Annotated in this window: 14 protein-coding genes; 10 read left to right on the top strand and 4 right to left on the bottom strand. The window is 32.2% G+C overall.

Annotated features, from left to right (window positions below):
* Window positions 1–150 precede the first annotated feature (150 nt).
* The 4 genes from ACFOUY_RS02720 to ACFOUY_RS02705 form a co-directional block, all read right to left on the bottom strand.
* Window positions 151–504, bottom strand: coding sequence for a hypothetical protein (locus ACFOUY_RS02720; protein ID WP_378958914.1), 354 nt, complete (start codon window positions 502–504; stop codon window positions 151–153).
* Window positions 505–733: 229 nt separating this feature from the next.
* Entirely contained in the window at window positions 734–1,447 is a 714-nt protein-coding gene (locus ACFOUY_RS02715) for a hypothetical protein (RefSeq protein WP_378958913.1), read from the bottom strand.
* An 87-nt stretch (window positions 1,448–1,534) separates the two neighbouring features.
* Entirely contained in the window at window positions 1,535–2,416 is an 882-nt protein-coding gene (locus ACFOUY_RS02710; protein WP_378958912.1) for a hypothetical protein, read from the bottom strand.
* A 94-nt stretch (window positions 2,417–2,510) separates the two neighbouring features.
* Complete coding sequence (locus ACFOUY_RS02705; RefSeq protein WP_378958911.1) at window positions 2,511–3,638, bottom strand: XAC2610-related protein; 1,128 nt, start codon at window positions 3,636–3,638, stop codon at window positions 2,511–2,513.
* Window positions 3,639–3,768: 130 nt separating this feature from the next.
* Between ACFOUY_RS02705 and ACFOUY_RS02700 the strand changes: the two genes are divergently transcribed.
* The 10 genes from ACFOUY_RS02700 to ACFOUY_RS02655 all read left to right on the top strand — a co-directional run bounded on the left by ACFOUY_RS02700 (window position 3,769) and on the right by ACFOUY_RS02655 (window position 18,017).
* Window positions 3,769–4,962 (top strand): hypothetical protein, encoded by a 1,194-nt coding sequence (locus tag ACFOUY_RS02700; protein ID WP_378958910.1) that lies wholly within the window; start codon window positions 3,769–3,771, stop codon window positions 4,960–4,962.
* A gap of 516 nt (window positions 4,963–5,478) precedes the next feature.
* Window positions 5,479–5,919, top strand: coding sequence for a hypothetical protein (locus tag ACFOUY_RS02695; protein WP_378958908.1), 441 nt, complete (start codon window positions 5,479–5,481; stop codon window positions 5,917–5,919).
* Window positions 5,920–5,948: 29 nt separating this feature from the next.
* Window positions 5,949–7,205, top strand: coding sequence for a hypothetical protein (locus tag ACFOUY_RS02690; protein WP_378958907.1), 1,257 nt, complete (start codon window positions 5,949–5,951; stop codon window positions 7,203–7,205).
* Window positions 7,206–7,302: 97 nt separating this feature from the next.
* The gene (locus tag ACFOUY_RS02685; protein ID WP_378958906.1) at window positions 7,303–10,671 is read left to right on the top strand and encodes an HsdM family class I SAM-dependent methyltransferase; all 3,369 of its coding nucleotides are present in this window, start codon (window positions 7,303–7,305) and stop codon (window positions 10,669–10,671) included.
* 90 nt (window positions 10,672–10,761) lie between these two features.
* Entirely contained in the window at window positions 10,762–12,816 is a 2,055-nt protein-coding gene (locus tag ACFOUY_RS02680) for an ATP-dependent endonuclease (RefSeq protein WP_378958905.1), read from the top strand.
* Window positions 12,798–14,729, top strand: coding sequence for a UvrD-helicase domain-containing protein (locus ACFOUY_RS02675; protein WP_378958904.1), 1,932 nt, complete (start codon window positions 12,798–12,800; stop codon window positions 14,727–14,729). Before ACFOUY_RS02680 ends, ACFOUY_RS02675 begins: the two co-directional genes overlap by 19 nt.
* 127 nt (window positions 14,730–14,856) lie before the next feature.
* Entirely contained in the window at window positions 14,857–15,615 is a 759-nt protein-coding gene (locus ACFOUY_RS02670; RefSeq protein WP_378958903.1) for a hypothetical protein, read from the top strand.
* A 104-nt stretch (window positions 15,616–15,719) separates the two neighbouring features.
* Window positions 15,720–15,989 carry a helix-turn-helix domain-containing protein gene (locus ACFOUY_RS02665; protein ID WP_378958902.1) on the top strand — a complete coding sequence of 90 codons (270 nt, stop codon included), beginning with the start codon at window positions 15,720–15,722 and terminating at the stop codon, window positions 15,987–15,989.
* A gap of 500 nt (window positions 15,990–16,489) precedes the next feature.
* On the top strand, window positions 16,490–17,044 hold the full coding sequence (locus ACFOUY_RS02660) for a BfmA/BtgA family mobilization protein (RefSeq protein ID WP_378958901.1): 555 nt from the start codon (window positions 16,490–16,492) through the stop codon (window positions 17,042–17,044).
* A 1-nt stretch (window position 17,045) separates the two neighbouring features.
* On the top strand, window positions 17,046–18,017 hold the full coding sequence (locus ACFOUY_RS02655) for a DUF5712 family protein (RefSeq protein WP_378958900.1): 972 nt from the start codon (window positions 17,046–17,048) through the stop codon (window positions 18,015–18,017).
* Window positions 18,018–18,085: the final 68 nt, after the last annotated feature.

Genomic DNA, 18,085 nt, shown 5'->3' with positions numbered 1-18,085 from the left:
AAAATGTTGTACCTTTAAGCATACTTTTTGGTGTCGTAACTTAAAGGTATAAAAAACGGGGTGGCTTAGGCTATCCCGTTTATTTTTATCGGACAACAATGATTTCAATATAACAGCATTTTTTTGCTTTCGACCATTTGATTGGGTTTATTATAAATCTTTTTCAAAAGGAACAAACTCTTGCAGTTTAGGTAGCGGACGAATGAGTTTTTTCTCTTTTCTATTAAATAGTACCTTTTCGGTAGCGTAATGTTCAGCCTTAACATATTTGATGCCGGTAGATAGGTTAAAATCATCTTCAGACATAGTTCCTAAACCGTCAGAATTTACGCTGGTAAAACCGATTAATTCAAAGTTGCCATTTTGATACCTAAATTTATGGATAAACATTCCTCTTGTTAATTGAATGCGAATGGCGATTACCTTATTTTTAATGGTGATGGTATCAAAACTAGCCTCCGAACGCAATCCGTTTTTGCCATTCGGATATTCAGCTCCAATCATTTGATCTGTGGTGACAACTAATTCCTGTTTGCCATTTGGTCGCAAAAAAAATACCTGTAGACGGTAGGGACGGGTGTCTGAAACGGTATCTTGTGTTACCCTAACCAGATATCCTTATAACCATCTTTGTTTAAATTACCACTTATTTCTGTAACCAAATGATCAAAAGCATTCATTTTATTTTGAGCACATAGATTGACGGATATCAACAATAATAAAATGAGGTTTTTCATTCGATAGTAGATTTAAAGTAGCTGAATATTTTTACCATACTATCGTTCTTCATTTCTTTAATATAAGTTTTTACAATAAAATTTTTATCATCTATCCATTTAATATCTTCAACAGCTAAACGATCAGTCTCAAAACTCATTGTTTCTTTAAAGTGATCCACAGGTTTATCATCAATGTTTACTTTCAACAAACCTATAAAACAACTGTTCGCTTTATAAGCCAAGTTGTAATAATAAACTAAATATTTACTGTTTAAAGAGGGGATGGGCGGTTCTATGGCACCATCTCCAATAGAAATGACGCTATAATAATGTCCAGTTAAGCTATCTACCAAACCAAAAGAGGAAAATGTTAAATTTTCTGAACTAGAATTTTCTGTAACAGCAAACATTTTTAGCTTTGGATAATATCCTAAGTAATCGTAACCCTCAAAATCATTTTGTTCCTGATTGGTTTTCTTAAACTTAACTTTTTTGGCTTTTGTTGGGAGCGTGAAATTGAATTTGTTTTCCTTAATTTTAAGGGTAATTGGTTCACTAACTGTTTTGTACTGATTGTATTCCGCTTCGTTGCTTTGCACAAACTTAATTTTTGGTAAATTTTCATAATTACCTAAATAGCCAACACTGGTTTTATCAGCATTTTGAGCATTTGCATTTACGAGGCATACAGTAAAAAATATTATTGAACAGCAGTGTTTGAGCTTCATTTTTACCATTTTATTTATACAAGCAGGAGCTATTTTCAGTAACCTTAATTTTAAATCTTTCCAATACCAAAGCACCTAATATGCTGGTTATAGGCTATAATATTCAATAGTTCTTTTGATTAGGTAATTGTTATCAATCTCTCCATCTTTCATTGTTGTCTTCTCTGTTTTCTCAATCCAGTTACCATAATCATCGTATTTGTAGGAATAATTAACTTCAGCAGTTTTACTTGTTGATTTAATAACATCTCCATTTTCATTGTAGAGATAAGTAACATACAAATCCATAAATTCAGATTTCCTTTTATCTGTTACCAATAGATTTTTGACATTGTAAGTTTTTATTTCAAAAAGGTAAGGCTCATTTTTTTCATCGTAATCTGTGGATTTAATTAAATTTTTACGATTGTCAAATTCCTTTATGGTGCGGGAAAAAAGTTTAAATGTTTTAGTAGGTTCATCAAAAACGAAAATATTTGCAGTTTCATTCTTTGCATAAGTGTAAGTTGTGTAATTACATTTTTTGTTCAACACTTCCTTACCATCTTCAAATGCTTTACATTCCTCTTTTTCAAGCCTACCATCTTTTTGATAGCTAAAAATGAGTTCTTCTTTTTTAACACCCCCTTTTATCACACTAAAATTTACAACTTTGCTAAGCTTTCCATCTTTGTAATTAGATACACTGGATAAATTGATGGTTTCTTTTTTATTATCTTCTTCCACTAAAATGATTGATTCCTTGAGCATATTACCGTTACGATCATACTCGTTAAATACATCTCTTCCAAAACCATAACTTCTTTCATTTTTCAATATACCGATGTTGTAATATATGATTTTCTCTGATTTGATGAGAGCATTTGTTAATTTCTGTCCATTTGCGGAATCAGGCTGAAAGCAGGAGGATAAACTCATAGTTGTTAAAGTGATGATTAAGCTGGTTATTCTCATTTTAGTTTTTTTCAAGGTGTATTTTTTTCGCATCATTGTTATTTTTAAATGCTGTAAGTTGATCAATATACTTGATGCTATTCAAGCCTTCCAAATATGGTTTTATTTTTTATTTCAGAGATGTTTTCTTTAAAATCGCTTCTATTTTTTGATTTAATTTCAATGAATCCCCATCAAAATCATCTTCAAAACTTTGCCCTATTTGAACTGCTTTGTTATTTGTTAAAATTTTGTAGATGCTATAATTGTTAGTTCCTGAATAACCGTAGGCTATAATTACCTTATATTTTTCGTTATACATCGGGTTAACGATTTTTTCAAAATCATTAATCTTGGTTAGTGAATTCATTTTAGGGTTAACTAAATACAAATAATAAAATTCGTTGTTTCCACGAGCACCCGTTGTTGAAAAAACCAGGAAATCTTTTATGCCATCACCATTAAAATCCTGATAAGCTACACTGCTTTTGGGCTGGTTAATGATTATCTTTTCTTTCGAGATGAGCTTTGTAGAGCTACCTTTTTTTTCCAAATAGTAGATTTCACTCTCTGCAATTTCTTCAGTTTTTTTTATGGAGACAATGAAATTTTTATTGGTAAAAGGATAATAATTGCTCCAAACATAATTGTGTTTTTTTTTCGTACTACTGTTAATTAACCTAGTTTTTTCTGCATTAAATATAGTTGCACATTTCTCAGCATATTCGTAAGCAATTTTATCGTCAAAGTTATCCAGATATGTTTTTGGAAAAATCATCTTTCTTTTTATCGTAGGAATTTTAATAAGTTCCTCACGCTTTAAATCGTAGTAATTCCAGTCTCCTAGGTATTCGTTGGTAATTAAATTGATATTAGATTCTCCACTACCATCATTATTAGCAGGGCCAAATTCATAACGATCCATTGCCACCAACTGAACTTTTTTAGCGGTTTTATTGTAGGCAAAATCCATGTGATATCCTGCTCGCATCCATGGTACGCTATAAGTAAAGCCATTTCCAGTCTCTCGAATATTTGATTGAGGTTCTTCGAAGGCTAGCTCTTTACTTTGTATGTTTTTAAAATTTTGAGTGGATAATTTACAGATAATGATAACTTTTGTGCGATCAAAAACTACCGTGTCGATTTTATTGTCAAAATCTAAGTCTAATTTTAACGTGTCATTTTTGATGTTTTCTTGTGCAGAAACTGATAATACTGACAGCATAATTATAAGCAATGCAATTGGTTTTGCCATTTTGATTCACTTTAGATTCTGATATTGTTCAAAAATACTGCCATTTCACAAAATCATAATAGATTTACGAATTATCAGTTGAACAAGATATTGAATTTAGAAATACTGGATATATAATTGACCCCTACTTATGAAAGAACTACCTATGCCATATAAAGGAATGAAAAAACTATTAGTTGCCATGATTATTACCGTAATAGCTATTTTATTATTTATGGATAAGTGCACAACTTTAAATTTAACCACTGCAGATATATTTAGACAAAAATCACTAAATGACACTTTAAGTTTGATGGCTAAACCTCAATCAAAGCACTATGAAATAGTTCCCCTGTTTGGAGATTTCCCAGTATTATATGATAGTCTTAAGAACGAATTTTATGTTAGTAATAAGCAAGGACTAGCTAAATATGACCATTTAGGAAATTTGATGTTTGCTGATGATTTGGCTCATGAGAAGTATACTTCTGTTTTTTTCTTTGCTAATTTCACTCCTTTTGTATTTGCAGAACATGGTGTCTATGACTTTTCTGGCAATAAACTCATTTACCATAAATTCTCTGAGGTATTAAATGCTAAAAATGAAATTACTGACCAAGATTTTAAAAATATATTTGAAAAATATTATCAAACAGCAGATTTGGTCATGTATGATTCTGATAGAAACATTGAAAGTCATAAAGAAACCGAACCAATGTATTTTAGAATAAATGACAAGTGGGTTTTATTATTTGCGCAGAAAAATGAAACAAGGTTTTCGCATACAGGCAGTAACGAGATGGAGGCTGATACTATTGGACAAATAGATTTTAAGGATTTCCCGGCAAAATTTGCAAATAAAAGACTAATGGTATTAAAGGATCAAAAAAGAGGCATTTATTCTACAAAGCAGGTAGGGGAGAAAATTGATGATGATTATTTAAAAATGTACTATACGCAAATTTTAAAAGAGCAAAAGTTAGACTATCAAACAACTGATGAAGTAAAACTAATTGCTTATAAAAAAGAGAAATACTATTTTACTGGTGGTTATTTAGATTTACCGGATTGGATAGCTCCATCTTTTATCAATAATGCCTATTTTAAACTTTCATACCGTAACGAAAATATATTTTTCAAAGAGAAAGCAGTTAAATATTTTTCAGATTCAAAATCTAAAGATGATTTATATCTATACGAACTACCAAATCATTTAAAATCAAAATCAAAAATTGCATTTTTACATTATGCTCTTGATTTAGGAGGCTTTGCTGACGAAAGTGAAGATGGCGTAGACCCAATTATAAAAAATGCGGGATTGTATATCGTTAAACAGAAAAAATAAAGCTCAAATTGGTTTGCGGACCAGATATATTATTTCAGTTGATATTAACATACTATGTGATTTTTCAATTTATTAAATATCCCATAAGGTTGCCCTTATGGTTATCGAACACAAAAACTGCATTCATTGAATTATATGGACGATAGCAAAATACCGCAAAAACAGAAAACCATCTTTAAATTAAATAAAGATGGTTTTTGAATTTCTGTGATCCCGCTGGGACGTGAACTTCGTCCAATTTTCAGCGTTTAAAGGCTATCTGGAAGGTTTTTGAAAAGCGACTCACCGAATCGCTCACCTTTTTGTCTGTATTTTTTAATTGCAATTGCTATAAGATAAATATACGTATTTATTTACATTAACAAGGATTATTGAGGAAGAAAAATAGAGCAAACATTTCGATAAATTACTTGATGCTCTAATGAAAGTACCGCTTCCTAGAAAATAAAATTCTTATTGTTCTTTAATTTCCTAAATATTTATTAAATAGCAGACTACAATCAATGCGCCCTTACTATGCAGTTTACTAAAATTAAAGATAATCACACATGTGATTGTTTTACAGGAAGTGATGAAAACAATACTGATAAGTTCGTTAGAAAAGTTTCCAAATCTCCAAGTTTAAAAGAACGTGATTTTAAAAGTCATATAGAAAGAGGTAAAATAGCAGAAAATGCAAATAATTGCGAGGAAATTTGCGGACTGCATGGATTATCTTTCGAAATATGGAATTCGGAAAGTTCTGAATTACTTATGAAAAAATATTTGACTACAGTAGCCATAAGTCCGCAATCTAAAAAAAATCTTAGCGTTATAAACTTTAAACCTAACAGTGGTTTAATCAAGCATACACCAAATCAAATTGAGTATAATGAGTTTCATCATGATTTCTATAAGGAGGATTCGTTTACAATTGAGAATCTGGAACTAATTGAAATGATTTCTTTATCTATATAATGATGTTTGAATTAGATTTTAAATATAGAATGGAAACGTTATTGCCAGTTGTAGCTGACAATTATAAAATTCTGCATTATGATGAATTCCCGATACTTTTTTCTGGAACGAACAAATATGGAAACAAACTTATTGGTTCGTTTTCATATGAAGATGAGGAAACTGATTTGTTCAGATATTTTGCAGTCATAATTGATGATAAACAATTTATAGACTTTAATAATGGTAAAATATCCTATAGAGATTTAATTCTTAGTAATAAATCGATATTTGTTCTCGATAAAGATATAAATGAGGTTATCATAAATACATATCATGTTCCCTTGGAAATGATACCAATAGATTATTTACCTCATACAACAGCTTTCATTCCTCAGCAAAAAAAAGCGAACGGCAAGTTAAATTTCTCTTTTAGTTTGAAAGGTAAATTAGCAGACCTTCATAAAGCTAAGGTTAATGATGTTAATAACGTGAACGAACGAATATATAATTACCTTGATAATAGTTTAGAAACTTTAAATATTTTTCATCTCAATCCAACCATATACTCACAACCCTCGCAAGCCGCTAGTTATCGGCTTAATTTTGATATAGAGTTCGAAGAAGAACAACAAATGAGTATGTTCCCTATTGACAAGGACAAAGTTACAGATTTCATACAAAACTATCTGAATTACATATCTTATGCGCTTCCAGAGGAAAACGATGATTTTTTAGATACTAATCCTGAAAATTCAAAGAATTTTTTAAAGCTTAAAGGTAGTTTTGAGGAGATATTTTCAAGTTCTAACTTACTTCCAATTTCAACAACATCTGATATTCTAATTGAAAATATAAGTAGTTCAGCAGAAAGACTCTCAGAAGTCACCGAATATTTAAAAAACAACAATAGTTTTGATTCAATTTTAATTGGTCAAAAGGATAATAATGGTGAATTAATATCTACGGGATATCTCCTTGAAGATTATAAAGAGGCTGTAGAATTTAAAATAATCCGCTCGGAGGAAATACTGTATGTTGAAAATATTACATCTGATGAATATCCTAAACCTTATAGGATTTTAGTATATGATATAAATACTGAAACTGGAAATGGGCGAGCAAGATTATATCCAAATGATACAGAGGAGTTTTTTAGAATAAAATTGTACATTCATAAAGATGGTGCTGATCTATCTAATTCTATTTTCACCAAAAGTCTGAACGAAAGCAAAGTAATAGATGTGCAAGGTATTGGGACATTAAAAGGTGGGGTTTTTAAAAAAATCGAGTGTTACTTAGCATAAGTAACATTAAAGTAAATATCATTATTCTTATTGTATTTATATTAATCTTTCTATTTTAGGAAACATTAAAACTAAATATTCCTGAGCAACGCTTTTTATGTCATTATTTCAAAAATCAGTAATTACCAAACAACTACAAAGTCAAGATAAACCTAAACTGGTTTTGCAATGGAACATATTTAAGAACCACTTTCACAATAAACTAATTCAAGATAATATTCGTAGCAGTAAAGAAGAGCAATATCAAGGAGAGTTTTTAATAGATTTGTTCGTGAATGTTTTAGGGTATGTTAAAAATCCCACACCAAACTTTACGTTAATGACCGAATACAAAAATGTTAAGGACAGCAAAAAAGCTGATGGAGCTATTCTTGTGGATACCAAAGTTAAAGCAGTAATTGAATTAAAAGGAACAAATACAACTGATTTAGGTAAGATAGAGGTACAAGCATTCGGGTATAAAAACAATCAACCAGACTGCGTATATGTAATAACTTCGAACTTCGAAAAGTTAAGGTTTTACATCGACAATGCAACAGAATTTCTAGAGTTTAATTTATTTCAACTTACAGAAAAGGAATTTGAATTACTTTATCTGTGTTTAGCTTATGATAATATAGCTAATGATATTCCACAGAAGTTAAAGGAACAATCGATAAGTAAAGAAAAAGATATTACAAAAGATTTATATAGGGATTATTCTCAGTTTAAAAGGGAATTGCATCAAAATTTGGTAAGACAAAACTCGAATTACGATGCTTTAGAATTATTCCAAAAGTCACAAAAATTATTAGATAGATTTTTGTTCCTATTTTTTGCTGAAGACCGCCAACTTCTACCGCCAAACTCAGTTCGCTTAATTTTGAAGCAATGGGAAAAATTGAAAGAATTAGATGAATATGTGCCATTATATGCACGTTTTAAAAAATATTTTGGCTATCTAAATACTGGTTTCAAAGGAAAACAACATGATGTGTTTGCTTATAATGGTGGATTGTTTAAACCTGATGAAATCTTAGATAATATAATAATAGATGATGAACTACTTTATAAGCATACTTTAAAACTTTCTGAGTATGATTTTGTAAGTGAAGTAGATGTTAATATACTCGGACACATTTTTGAAAATTCATTAAATGAGCTAGATGAAGTAAAAGCTCAATTAGATGGTGGGGCTATTGATAAGGCTAATACTAAACGAAAAAAAGACGGTGTTTTTTATACACCAAAATACATCACAAAATACATTGTAGATAACACAGTCGGTAAACTATGTGCTAATAAAAAAGAGGAATATAAAATAGTTGAAGAGGATTACTTTACCGACAAAAAGAGAAACATAAAAACAAAAAGACCATTAGTAGAGAAATTAACTACCTACCGTAAATGGCTATTGCAAATTACAATTTGTGACCCCGCCTGTGGTAGTGGTGCTTTTCTAAACCAAGCCTTAGATTTTTTAATTAAAGAACATCAATACATCGACGAACTTCAAGCTAAACTTTTAGGAGAGGCTTTGGTACTAAGCGATGTTGAAAAAAGCATATTAGAAAATAATTTGTTCGGTGTCGATTTAAATGAGGAAAGTGTTGAAATTGCCAAACTATCTTTATGGTTACGTACCGCCCGACCTAATCGTAAACTGAATGATTTAAACAATAATATTAAATGCGGAAATTCATTAATAGATGATGTCAAAATTGCGGGAGAAAAAGCATTTGATTGGCATGTATCCTTTGCCAAAATATTTGAAAATGGTGGTTTTGATATTATAATTGGAAATCCACCGTATGTAGGAGAAAAGGGACACTCTGAAATTTTTGAAAATTTGAAAAAAGTGCCAAAGTGGAACGAATTTTATAGAAGACGTTCAAATACCTATTATTTTTTCATTAAACATGGGATAGACCTTTTAAAAGAAAATGGTTTTCAAAGTCTAATAATACCTAGAGAATTTACAAATGCTGATTGGTCAAATAAAGTTCGTCAAGACATTATAGAAAATTCTAAAATAATCGAAATTGTTGATTTTAACAATTTGAAAGTATTTGAAGATGCAGGGACTACAAGTTTGATTTTAACTCAACAGAAACAAAAACAATTTGATTACAGTTTTAGATTTAAAAATTTAAACCAGAATAATTACATTGAAAATAATCTTTTTGACAAATTGTATTCAACTAGGAGCGTTAATAAATTAATTTCTGATGACTATAAACCTTGGAGCTTCAACACTTTTGAAATAAATTTTTCCGACAACGTAATCCCTTTAGGTGGTGTCTTTGATATTGCTCAAGGCTTAGTAACTGGTGCTGATAAAATTACAAATAAACATGTTGCATCATTTTTAATAGAAGAAAAATTTGTTGGTAGGGGAATTTTTATTTTGACTTTAGGGAGAGATTTAGTTATTGATAACAATAATTTTTCACTTAAAATAAATGATGAATGGATAGCATTAGATGATTTAGATAAATCATTTATTAAACCCTACTACAAACCTGAGCATTTGCAAAAATGGTTTGTGGCTTGTACCTCAACATTTGTTTTGTATGTTGGAAATAATTACTTAACTGAAAATATAAAGAAATATTTATTGCAATTTGATAAAGTTTTATTGAATAGGTCAACTACTAATGAAAATAAAATAATTACTCTAAACGAATTTGAGAACTTTTCTATCGATGAGATTAAATTAAATTATAGTTCGGCCGGAGCAGTTCAAAAAATAATGAGGCAAAAGAAATGGTATTTGCCTTTATATGAACGTGTAAATGTACCTTTTGATAATTCTAAAATTGTTGTAAATACTAAGAACATGAATGTTTTTACTTTTTCAGATCTGCCATTATATTCGTCAGGGGGTGGAGCTGGGGGGCAAAATTTCATTTATCTAAAAGAAGAATTCAAGAAAAAAACATTAAAGAGCGACAATGATAAAATTAAAGAATTTACGATGTATGTAAATGCTATCTTAAATAGCAGGCTCATACAGTTTCATATTCAAAACGGTCAGTTTAATCAATTAAGCACGTCTAAAATAGCAGATTTGCCTCTTTATATCCCCAGTTTTGAAGCTATAGGAGCATTAGGAAACTATGATAACATAATTAATTATTGTAGGAATTTAATTGAATACTCAGTAAGCTTAAATTCGATAATCGATAAATTTTACGAATACGTGAAAGGCTACTTTCCAAATTTAGATGTATTAAAAATTAGAAACTGGAATGAATTATCTTTTGCCGATTTCATTGCAGAGTTAAACAAAGCATCCAAAACATTCTCCACGTTACCATTTACTAAAAAAGAAGAATTTGAATGGATAGATTTATTTTCTGAGAATAAAACTAAAGCGAATAATTTAAAACTTAAAATTGAAAAGGAAGAAAAAGTAATCGATGCTCTGGTTTATAAGCTTTACGATTTAACTGATGATGAAATACTTATTGTTGAAAACAGCTAAATTGACAATATAATCCTTTAATAAAGTAGACCTTAACGCTCATAAATGTATCTAATAAATCCAATAAGACCAGTTTAAATCTAAATTAGTATGAAAATAACGCAACTCGCAATTACCAATTTTAGACTGTTAAAGGATTTCTCTATTGATTTAGAGGAAGAACTTTCACTTGTCATTGGGAAAAATAATACTGGAAAAACATCAATTCTTTCTGTTCTAGATAAATTTTTAAACGAGAAAAGTAAATTCTCTTATGATGATTTGAATATAGATTTTAGAAACGAACTAGAAAGCCTTATTAAGTCAGAGGTTGTTCAAGAACATTTTGACCCTATAGGCATCAAGTTAAAAATTTTTATTGAATACAACGAAAAAGATGATTTATCGAACGTCAGCAGAGTATTGATGGATTTAGACCCTAATAACAATAAAATTGTGTTAGGTTTTGAATACACATTAGGCTATACTGATTTTCTACAATTGGGAGCTGACTTTTCAATATTTAGAGCAAAAGAGAAAATTAAGGTTGATGAAAAAAAGAAAAGTAAGCCTGATGATTTAAATGAATTTTTGAAGAAAGAATTAGGTAATTATTTCTCTACTCATAAATTGTCGATTGAATATGATATGGCTAACGAAAAAGCCAATGATGCCAATTATATTGACCTTGAAAATGAGGGAATTAGCATTAAAGATATTATAGGCTTCAAATATATTAGTGCAAGACGAGATGTTACTAATAAAGAAAAGGAAAATACATTATCTAAACACACATCCAGCCTTTACAAAAAACAAGAAGATAATGCCGAAAAAAATTTAGCTACCGAAAATTTTAAAGACCAACTTTCAGAAACCGATAGTACATTAAGCAATATATATAGAGACCTATTCAGTGATGTAATTAAGAAAGTACAAGATTTTGGTGGGATAAAACTGAATGATACAGATATAGCAATCATTTCAACATTACAACATAGAGAATTACTTGAAGGTAATACAACGGTAGTATATACGCACGATGACCATAAGCTACCAGAACATTACAATGGCTTAGGGTATATGAACCTAATAAGTATGATTTTTGAAATTGAAATTCTTGTACAAGATTTCAAACGAGATAAAGATAAAAAGCCTGCGGATATAAACTTACTCATTATAGAAGAACCAGAGGCACACACTCATCCACAAATGCAGTATATTTTTATAAAAAACATAAAGAAATTACTTGCGGAAGGCATAAAAAAAGGGGATGGGATAAATCGACCACTTCAATATATAATTACAACACATTCATCCCACATTGTAGCTGATAGTGATTTTGATGATATCAAATATTTAAAAACGGAAAATAAAAATAACGTTGTTGCAAAAAACCTTTCAGATTTAAAAAAGCAATATGATACGGATCCTAAGCAATATCAATTTCTAAAGCAATATCTAACCATTAGTAGAGCTGAAATATTTTTTGCCGATAAAGCGGTGCTTATTGAGGGAGATACAGAAAGAATATTGATACCAACCTTTATGAGGAAAGTTGATTTAGAAGAAATAATTCGTTTAAAAGCTGAAAATGAAGAAGATACTTTTCTTCCTTTGCTATCAAAAAATATATCTATAATAGAAGTTGGAGCTTATTCTCAGATCTTCGAAAAGTTTATGGAGTTTTTGGGCGTTAAATCTCTCATCCTAACTGATATTGATGCTGTGGATGATGATGGGAATGCCTGTCCTGTAGATGAAGGAAAAAAAACGAGTAATTCAGCAATCAATCATTTTTTAAACGAAGTCTCTTGGAATGACTTGAAAGCATTATCTATGGGCAACAGAACTATTATTGTGGGAGGCTCTGCAGTTTGTATATGCTTTCAGCAGGAAGAAGAGACCTATCATGCAAGGAGTTTTGAGGATGCATTTATCCATATTAATCACGAATTTGTAAAAGCTAAAAAAGACGAATTTCAAGGATTACAAAATAGAAAATTATTTGATGATGGTGTAAGTAATGCTTATGTATTAGCAAGTTCGTGCATAAAAAAGAAAACTCATTTCGCATTAGATATTTTATATCATAGTGACAAGGAATTTAGTAATTGGAATATTCCAGCATACATCAAAAATGGTTTATTATGGTTGAAGGAAGATTAAGTTTAGAATCCGAAGTTCAAGAAATCTTCCAATCAATTGATGAAGGGAGAAACTTCCTTTTAAGTGGTGGTGCAGGAAGTGGTAAAACATATTCGCTAGTTAGTGTAATTCGTCAAGTGCTGGCTGAAAATCCAACATCAAAAGTCGCCTGTATGACATACACTAATTCGGCAGTAAAAGAAATTGAAGAAAGAGTAAATCATAAGAACCTAAATGTATCTACAATTCACGACTTCTTATGGGATAATATAAAGCACTTTCAGAAAGAGCTTAAAGAAACAATTATTTCATTAGCAAATAATGAAGAAATCAGCAAAATTTCAATTGATGATATAAACACAATTCCTTATAGCTTCTTTGACATATTACCAGAAGGCATACAGTATAAAGAATTTGTGAGGTTACGTGAAGGAATAATTTCTCACGACGAATTGCTTATTGTTGCCAACTATCTTTTTGAGAAATACCCCAAACTTAGCAGTATTGTAAAGGATAAATACAAGTTCATTTTTATTGACGAGTACCAAGATACAAGTAAAGAGGTCGTAGATATATTTCTAACTCATTTCAAGAAAAGCGAAAGGAAAAATGTTATGGGCTTTTTTGGCGATGCTATGCAATCAATTTACGAAACTGGGATTGGAAACTTAGATGAGTACAAAGGAGATGAAGCTGATACTGTAAATGAAATTCCAAAGAAACAGAACCGAAGAAACCCTCAACTCGTAATTAATTTAGCCAATAAACTGCGTAAAGATGGTATTATACAAGAACCATCTAACGACCCAAATGCACCTAATATGCTTGAAGGTATTGTGAAGCAAGGAAATGTGCTGTTTCTGCATTCTAATGATGGAAGTATTAGTAACGTAGAAAGATACTTAAAAGAAAATTATGATTGGGATTTTGATAATTCGAAAGAGACTAAGGAATTAAACCTCACTCATAATTTAATAGCAGGTAAAGCAGGGTTTAGAACATTAATGGACATTTATGATAAAGACCATATTATAAGCTTTAGAGATAGAATTAAAAAGTTTATAAAAGAAAATTCTATTACTAATGATTTTTCAGAAAACACATTTGGTGAAGTAATTCAAATATTGCAAGCAGGTAAAATCGATCGAGAGTTAAGTGCTGTTAGTGCTACTAACACAATGCAAGCTTTTATTGATATTAACGCGGAATTGTATGAATATTCAAAATCTTTAAACTATTCTGAGTTTTCTAAAATATATGTAGATAAAGACCAATTACTTGATGACAAAAAGAAAGATGAAAAAGATGACAATAAAAAGGGTTCAAAAAGAGATAATCTTATAAAGCATCTTTTTAAAATTCAAACAAATATTTCTTTGTATACAAATAAAAGATATAATGAGTTTCTAAGAGCTACAGACTATCGATATAAAATCACGAGTATTGCGAATAAGAGGACTTTAAAAGAAAATATTGATAATCTTATACATGTTGGCGATAAAACAATAGATGAGGTAATTATAGATGCCGACGAAAAAGGCATTTCTCTAATTGATGATAAACTTATTGATTTTAAAGAAGAAAAAGAGTATCTCTATAATCGAGTAAAGAATGTGAAATTTAGTGAATTTCAAAAATTGTATGAATATTTGGAGGGTAAAACACCATTTTCAACCCAGCATAAAACTAAGGGGGCGGAATTTGATAATGTATTAGTTATTCTTGATAATGGAGGTTGGAACAATTACAATTTCGGAAACCTATTCTTGGAAACGGGTTCATCAACTGTGTTAGATAGAACCCAAAAGATATTTTATGTTTGTTGTACAAGGGCTAAAGAAAATTTAGCGGTATTCTATCATAATCCTGAAGCACAAGTAATAGATAAAGCGAAAGAGTGGTTTGGCGAAATGAACGTGATCGATATTTCATAACATTAACAAATAGATATTTTGATAAAAGATTTCATCAAAGTAAGCATTGCTAAATTGTTCTAAATTTAGAGAAACCGTCGTTTTTTTTGCTTTAATTCCTACTTTGATTTATTAAAGAATGCTAAACATGAACCATAGCTACTTCAAACCCCGCAAACGCTTTTCATTTCAGCCACATCCATATGATTTAGGGACTTTTATAGGCTTATGGCACAGTCATGACGACAACCACTTTCTGCTAAAGATATACAGAATAGAAGAAAAAGAATTTGCAGATTATTATAATTACCACCTTAATTATGCTCTGGAAAACAATCTCGTTAATAAAGAAGAATTTTTCCGTCATGTTTGGCAGATTGTTCAAATAAGGATTAAGCATTTCGAAATACAAAATCCTTTTTCAAACAATCATGGTATTCATAAGGAGAGCTTGAAAAGGTTACAACAGTTCGAAAAATATCTTAAAAGCATTGATATATGGGATGCTAGACCATCTTATTTGGTAATTGAAGAAAAGGAAAATATAATTCAAAAGCAAAAGGAAATCATCGAAGAACTCCAAACTCGCCTTGATGAGCTTAAGGTTTTCGAAGTGAGCCAGAAGATTAGGATTGAGGAAGGTTACGTTCCAACTTTTATAGACCTGCTAAAGCAAATCGAGAAGCTTGAACTGCCATCAGGTAGAAAATTGATTCTGAGTGATCACAAGATTGTTTATCCAAGGCTTATCGGCAAATACTTTTCTGATGGTGGCGATGATTTATCAGTTGAAACGCTACGCAATTATTATGTTGGCAAAAATGGAGATGTAACCTCAAAGGGAACTGAAATTAAAGCTGAACATAAACTTTTTAGAATAGTGCCTGTCAGCCCGAACGAAAAATAGCAGGCAGTTCAACTGTTGTATATGACCATACCAAACTTATGGTCATTGTTACCTCCAAATTTCCCTACAATTTTGCTTCCGTAAACTTAAAAACGGAGGTAAATATGCAGATTGAGATCCTAACCAAAGAAGAACTTCTAAATCTGAAGTCAGAACTTATAGAAGAAATCAAACAGGCCATCAGAAAAGATGAAACGGTAACCAATAAACAATTTCTTCGGAGCTCAGAAGTAAGAAACCTGCTGAAAATTTCATCTGGTACATTGCAGAACCTGCGCATCAAAGGCATTCTTCCATACGAAAAAATCGGTGGGATATTCTATTATGCACATGCGGACATCGTGCAATTGTTGGGCGAAATTGGAAATTCGTGATGGGAACGGCAGAAAAATTGGCCAGTTTCTTAAAACTCGCCAGCGGTAACAGAAGTTTCCGTCAATCGCATCTTAGCCTATATTCCGCAATACTGATGTATCATGACAAAGCATTTGGGCAAAACCCATTTCGGGTTTCTAGGCGTGAACTGATGAAACATTCGGCCATCCGTTCCTATGCGACCTACCACAAATGTATGGGCGAACTGATAGCGAATGGCTTAGTCGAATACGAACCGTCGTACCATCCGACCCTTGCCAGTCACATTACATTGCTAAACCGAGATAGAGAACCGTGAGGGATAGGCATATTGCTGAAAGTCCATTTTTCAAAAAAAAATGGAGCAAGCGGAAGTTGGGCAGAGCCCTACTTTGCTTGCCTCACGCTACGCGGTGGGGGTTTCGAGAACCCTCCAGGGGTTCTCGTCCACTGTTAAAGTGGCATAGAAGTAAAAATTGGAACCCCCTTAAGGGTGCGATATAACTGGTTATAAAGATATATGGATATGCAGGAAACATTGAGAACGGTAAAATATTCGGTGCAGGACGATGTTAAGTTCGAAAAGATCGCCCTCAAGCTCGGCAGGTCAAAGCGTTTGGTATTTTCCCAGATGCTGGATTATTTCTATCGGAGCAAAAAAGATCCTACCGACCTGAACGATGAACTGTTGAAGAATACCATTCTTAAAGGACAAAAGGAATACATCGGCTTTATCAAAACACAGGAGACCGAACTGCTCATTCCCATCAAACGTGATTCGGCTAGGATGCTGGAAGCAATGAAGAAGATAGTGGATTTCTTCAACGATCAGGTGGCGAAGCATAATCGGAAAATACTGGACAACCAAGATGGGCAGACAGGGATATTATCGAAACTGAATAACGCGGTGGGCAACATCAATATGAAGTTGAAGACCGAGGAACGGTTGAAAATGAGCTTCATGCTGATACTCAACAGCTACATCAGGGAAAGGGACAGCTTCAACATGATGACAGGCCAAAAAGAAAAGGACAATCTTGCCGACCAGACCCGCAAACGTATAGACCTGCTCTGATATGTATATCAATATTACCGATAGCGCGACGGCAGATAACAAGGGGAGTAGTGGCGGACTGGTCAAATATCTAGAAAAGGAGAACAGGCTCGATGATAAATTTGAGCCCGAATATTGGTTCAACCATATCGCCAATAATATAGAGCCTTATGAGGTAAGACACGCCATCGATAAAAACATTGCCAAACTCTGCAAAACAGATGCAAAGTTCTTCCTTGTCAACTTAAGTCCGAGCCAAAAGGAATTAAGACATCTTGAAAACAGCTATGGGAAATCGGAAATAAAAGAAAGACTGAAAATCTATGCAGAAAAGGTAATGGACGAATATGCGAGGAACTTTAAACGTGAGGGTATCAGTTCCGCAAAAGACCTGCTGTGGTTCGGAAAGATTGAAAATCATCGCTATTACACCCATAATGACAAAGAGGTGAAGAACGGCACCAAAAAGCGTGGAGAAAAAAAAGAGGGCAACCAGATGCATATCCAGATCATTGTCAGTCGAAAGGATGCAACAAACAAGATCAAGCTGAGTCCGATGAACAATTCAAAGGGAAAGAACGAGGCGCATTCCAAAAAGCTTGGACAGTTCAACCGTGTAGCCTTCAAGCATTCTGGAGAAATAATATTCGACAGGCTATTTGGATTCCACAGGGGTCTGAAGGAAACTTTTGCCCATGCCAATATCCAGCAAAACGGAAATCTGGTTCAGAAAGAGCAGATGGATATCCTTGAACTGGCGACTGCGGGGTACCAAAATACAGGGCGTGTTAATACACTGGCAAGGGACATAGCAGATGGGCGTTTCCCGACGGTTGCGGATATGGTCAAAGATACAGGGCGGTCGATAGGTGATTTTATCGAGGTGTTGATGACACCAGCGCAGTCGATCGAACCAGACGTAAATCCAGTTGAGCTTGCAGAACGGAAAAGGCGTAAAAAGCAGATGCGGCAAGGCAAAGGCCTCGGGCGATGATTTAGGGTTAGCCCCCCACATTTGCGGCCTGCAAAAACGCCCAACCCACGCAGCTGCGCTGTTTTTGC

It is taken from the genome of Pedobacter jamesrossensis (assembly GCF_042650905.1).
Classification (GTDB): domain Bacteria; phylum Bacteroidota; class Bacteroidia; order Sphingobacteriales; family Sphingobacteriaceae; genus Pedobacter; species Pedobacter jamesrossensis.
The sequence above is the reverse complement of the archived record's forward strand: the minus strand, read 5'-3'. Positions and strand labels throughout refer to the sequence as shown.